Source organism: Stenotrophomonas sp. HMWF003, assembly GCF_003061285.1.
Classification (GTDB): Bacteria; Pseudomonadota; Gammaproteobacteria; order Xanthomonadales; family Xanthomonadaceae; genus Stenotrophomonas; species Stenotrophomonas maltophilia_AP.
On sequence record NZ_QAIW01000186.1, the window covers coordinates 4,156 to 8,477 of the forward strand.

General features: G+C 68.3%; 5 protein-coding genes. 3 read left to right on the top strand and 2 right to left on the bottom strand.

The genetic code is table 11. The annotated features are described in order from the left end of the window. Together DBR34_RS22340 and DBR34_RS07490 are read left to right on the top strand one after the other, a co-directional pair. Nucleotides 1–1,219 (top strand): acyl-CoA dehydrogenase domain-containing protein (locus DBR34_RS22340; RefSeq protein WP_258223733.1); only part of this gene is annotated, 1,219 nt, incomplete at its 5' end. Between the two features lie 62 nt (nt 1,220–1,281). Then, nucleotides 1,282–1,752 (top strand): hotdog fold domain-containing protein, encoded by a 471-nt coding sequence (locus DBR34_RS07490; RefSeq protein WP_128096323.1) that lies wholly within the window; start codon nt 1,282–1,284, stop codon nt 1,750–1,752. A gap of 50 nt (nt 1,753–1,802) precedes the next feature. Here DBR34_RS07490 and DBR34_RS07495 read toward each other — a convergent pair whose 3' ends face one another. Beyond that, nucleotides 1,803–2,159 (bottom strand): DUF1304 domain-containing protein, encoded by a 357-nt coding sequence (locus tag DBR34_RS07495; protein ID WP_128096324.1) that lies wholly within the window; start codon nt 2,157–2,159, stop codon nt 1,803–1,805. Between the two features lie 29 nt (nt 2,160–2,188). After that, a complete protein-coding gene (locus DBR34_RS07500; RefSeq protein WP_128096325.1) occupies nt 2,189–3,523 on the bottom strand; it encodes an MFS transporter in 1,335 nt (444 codons plus the stop codon). A gap of 206 nt (nt 3,524–3,729) precedes the next feature. Here DBR34_RS07500 and DBR34_RS07505 point away from each other — a divergent pair. Beyond that, nucleotides 3,730–4,322 (top strand): GMC family oxidoreductase N-terminal domain-containing protein (locus DBR34_RS07505; RefSeq protein WP_181393934.1); only part of this gene is annotated, 593 nt, incomplete at its 3' end.

The following is a 4,322-nucleotide window of genomic DNA, read 5'->3' on the forward strand; positions in this document are numbered from 1 at the left end:
GCTGGCCCGCATCGGCGGCAAGGCCTACGCGATCAGCGCGCTGTGCCAGGCCACCGCCGCTGCGGTGGACCGCGGCGACGTGCCGTCGGTGCCGTCGGCGATCGCCAAGTACCACTGCACCACCATGAGCCGTGAAGTGATCTCGGACATGATGGATGTGATCGGCGGCAAGGGCATCATCCTGGGGCCGCGCAACTTCGCCGGCCGCAGCTGGCAGGCCGCGCCGATCGCCATCACGGTGGAAGGCGCCAACATCATGACCCGCAGCCTGCTGATCTTCGGCCAGGGTGCGATCCTCTGCCACCCGTGGGTGCTGAAGGAAATGAAGGCCGCGCAGGACCCGGACACCCGTGCCGGCCTGCAGGAGTTCGACCGCAGCCTGTTCGGCCACATCCGCTTTGGCATCTCCAACGCCGTGCGTTCGTTCTGGTTCGGCCTGACCGGCGCGCGCTTCGGTGCCGCCCCGGGCGATGCCTACACCCGCCGCTACTTCCGCAAGCTGGACCGCTATTCGGCCAACCTGGCGCTGATGGCCGACATCTCGATGATGACCCTCGGTGGCAAGCTGAAGTTCAAGGAATCGCTGTCCGGCCGCCTGGGCGATGTGCTGAGCCACATCTACATGACCAGCGCCATGCTCAAGCGCTACCACGACGAAGGCGCGCCGGTGGCCGACCAGCCGCTGCTGGCCTGGGCCTTCCATGACAGCGTGCACACGATCGAAACGTCGCTGTCGGCGGCGCTGCGCAACTTCCCGATCCGTCCGATCGGCTGGCTGATGTGGCTGCTGATCTTCCCGTTCGGCCGCCGTGCCGAGGCCCCCGGCGACCGCCTGGGCCACCGCGTGGCTGCGCTGCTGATGGCGCCCAACGAAGCCCGCGACCGTCTGGCCAGTGGCGTGTTCCTGACCCCGTGCGAGAACAACCCGGGCGGCCGCATCAACAGCTACCTGTCCAAGGCGATCATGGCCGAGCCGGTCGAGCGCAAGTTCATCAAGGCGGTGAAGACCAAGGGCATCGAAGCCCTGGACTTCACCACCCAGCTGGACGAAGCGGTCGCCGAAGGCGTGATCACCCAGGACGAACGCACCCTGCTCGAAGAGCTGCGCGCGCTCACCCTGGAAACCATCACCGTGGACGACTTCGATCCGCACGAACTGCGCTCGGCCGGTTACTACGACCGCGAGCGCAAGGACGCGCAGTCGCAGGAAGCGGCGTGATCGAGGCAGCAACGTAACCCCCAACGGCGGACTTCGGTCCGCCGTTTTTTTGAGAGGCGTCCATGTCTGCTCCCCTGTTGAACCTGTATCGCCGCATGCAGCGCTGGCCCGCCGGCAGCTGGCTGTTTTCCCGCGCGGTGTGCGTCAAGGCGCCCTACTTCGCCAGCATCGCCCCGCGCATCACCCTGCTTGAGCCCGGCCGTTGCGAAGGGCGCATCGCGCACCGGCGCAAGGTCACCAACCATATCGGCACCGTGCACGCCATCGCGCTGTGCAACCTGGCCGAGCTCACCGCCGGGCTGATGGTGGATGCCTCGCTGCCCAAGGGCATGCGCTGGATCCCGAAGGGCATGGAGGTGCAGTACCTGGCCAAGGCCACCGGCACGCAGCATGCCGTGGCCACGCCGGCACAGCCGATCGTGGCCGCCGAGGCCGGCTACGCGCTGCCGGTGGACGTGCAGGTGTGCGACGACGCCGGCACGGCCGTGTTCCAGGCCCGCATCCAGATGTGGGTGTCACCGGTCAAACGTTGATCGTTGGTGCGCACGCAAGCAGCCACCCATGGGGTGGCTCTACCCCGGGGTCAGGCGGGGACCATCCACCACGCGGCCACGGCCAGGATCGCCGGCACGGCCTGGATGAAGAAGATGCGCTTGTTGACGCTGTAGGCGCCGTAGCAGCCGGCCACGATCACGCAGCCCAGCATGAAGTTCACCAGCATCGGCAGGTGGTCGAACAGCCCCCAGAACAGCCCCGCGGCGAGGAAGCCGTTGTAGAGCCCCTGGTTGGCCGCCAGCACGCGGGTGGTTTCGGCCTTCTCCGGCGTGTTGCGGAAGGTCTTCAACCCCAGCGGCCTGGTCCACAGGAACATTTCCAGCACGAGGAAGTACACGTGCAGCAGGGCGACCAGCAGGGTCAGGATCAGTGCGGTCCAGTACATGGGCAGGCCTTGAAGAGGGTCGATGAAGCTTACTCCGGGCGCTCGCCCGGCAGCTTCTTTTCTTCGTGCAGCAGGCCGATGGCAGCGGCGGTCATGCACCCGGCCACCACGACGCCGCCCGCGAACACCGCGTGCGACCCGAACAGCGACAGCCCCTTGTGCACCCAGGCAAAGGTCAGGTCGGCGCCGCGGTAGACCACGGTGTCGATCGCCGCGCCGGCCTTGTAGCGCCACTGGCGGTCGACCCGGGTATAGATCGTTTCACGCGCGGGCTTGGCCAACGAGAACTCACTGGCGCGGGTCATCACCTGCACGATCGCCACCATCAGCGCCAACGGCCAGGCGGCCAGCAGCAGGAAGCCGAAGATGATCGCCACCCCGGGAATCAGCAGTGCCGGCGCGATGCCGTGGCGCGACAGCAGCCACCGGGTCAGGCCCAGCTGCAGGACCAGGGTCAGCGCGTTCACCGCCAGGTCGATCTGCGAATAGAACGCGGTCCGCGCCGCCTCGTCCGGATAGAACTGGCGGGCGATCGAGGCCTGCTCGTTGTACAGCAGCGTGCCCACGCCCACGCCGAACAGCACCAGCACGGCCAGCCAGCGCAGCAGCGGCTCACGCACGATCAGCTTCAGGCCGTCGAGCACGCTGCCGCCCATCGGGGTTTCACCCGACGCCAGCTGCTGCTCCTGCTCGCGCGCCACGGCCCACAACCGCAGCCGCCAGATGCAGACCAGGCAGGCGCTCAGGAAGCCGGCCGAGACCAGCATCAGGTTGGCGATACCGACCCGCTTGACCAGCGCCGCGGTGATGATCGGCCCCAGGAATGCGCCGAGGGTGCCGGCCGCGCCGATGTAGCCATACACCTCACGTGCCTGGGTGTTGGAGAACACGTCGGCCATGAAGCTCCAGAACACCGCCACCGCGAACAGGTTGAACACGGCGGCCCAGAAGAAGAACGCCATGCCGCGCCCCGGCACGCCACTGTCGAACAGCAGGTAGAAGCCCAGCAGGGAGACGATGAAGAAGCCATACACCGCAGGCAGGAATACCCGCCGCGCGTAGCGGCTGACCACCGCGCCGTACAGTGGCTGCAGCACCAGCATGATGAAGAACACCCCGGTGAACAGGAACTGCAGCACGAAGTCCTGCATCGCAATGCCATGCGCGCTGAACCAGTCGATCAGCACCGGCGGGAACACCGCCTTCGCGTCGGCCGAGGCCGCCATCGCCTCGCGCACCGGGCGCAGCACGTAGTAGCCGCTGAGCAGGCAGAAGAAGTACAGGCACGCCCAGATCAGCGGCGGCGACTGCCGCAGCGCCCCGAGCAGGCCCGACCGCGCCGGGGCCGCTGCTGCAGCACTCATCGCACCCACTCCCGGCTCGGGCGGCGTGGCAACGGCGGCATCGTGGAAACTCCGGGCAGGAAAGCGCGCAAGGTAAACGATGCACCGCAACATCGCCAGTAGCAGGCCGCCTCACCGGCGCAACGCTGCGTGGCCGTGATCGCGCGGCCCCGTCGCAGGCCGTGCTGCCCTATGCTCGGGGCTACCTACCGAAGGGGCCGCCAGCCGTGGGGACGGACACGTACGACTACATCATCGTCGGCGCAGGATCGGCCGGCTGCGTGCTGGCCAACCGGCTCAGCGCCGACCCGCGTTGCCGGGTACTGCTGCTGGAAGCCGGTCCGCGCGACCGCAACCCGTTCATCCACATGCCGGCCGGGTTGGCGCGACTGGTCAACAACCGCCGCATCAACTGGAACCTGGACACCGACGCCGAGCCGGCGCTGGCAGGCCGCCGCCTGTGGTGGCCGCGCGGCAAGGTGCTGGGCGGCTCCAGTTCGATCAACGCGATGTGCTACGTGCGCGGCGTTCCCGCCGACTACGACGGCTGGGCGGCCGGCGGCGCCGAGGGCTGGGAGTGGGCGCAGGTGCTGCCGTGGTTCCTGCACAGCGAAGCCAACAGCCGCGGTGGCAGCGCCCTGCACGGCGATGCCGGCCCGTTGTCGGTCGCCGACCTGCGCCACCACAACCCGCTCTCCGACGCCTTCCTCGACGCTGCCGTGCAGGCCGGGCATGCGCGCAACGACGACTTCAACGGCGCCCGCCAGCTCGGGGTCGGGCTGTACCAGGTGACCCAGCGCGATGGCGCGCGGTGCTCCAG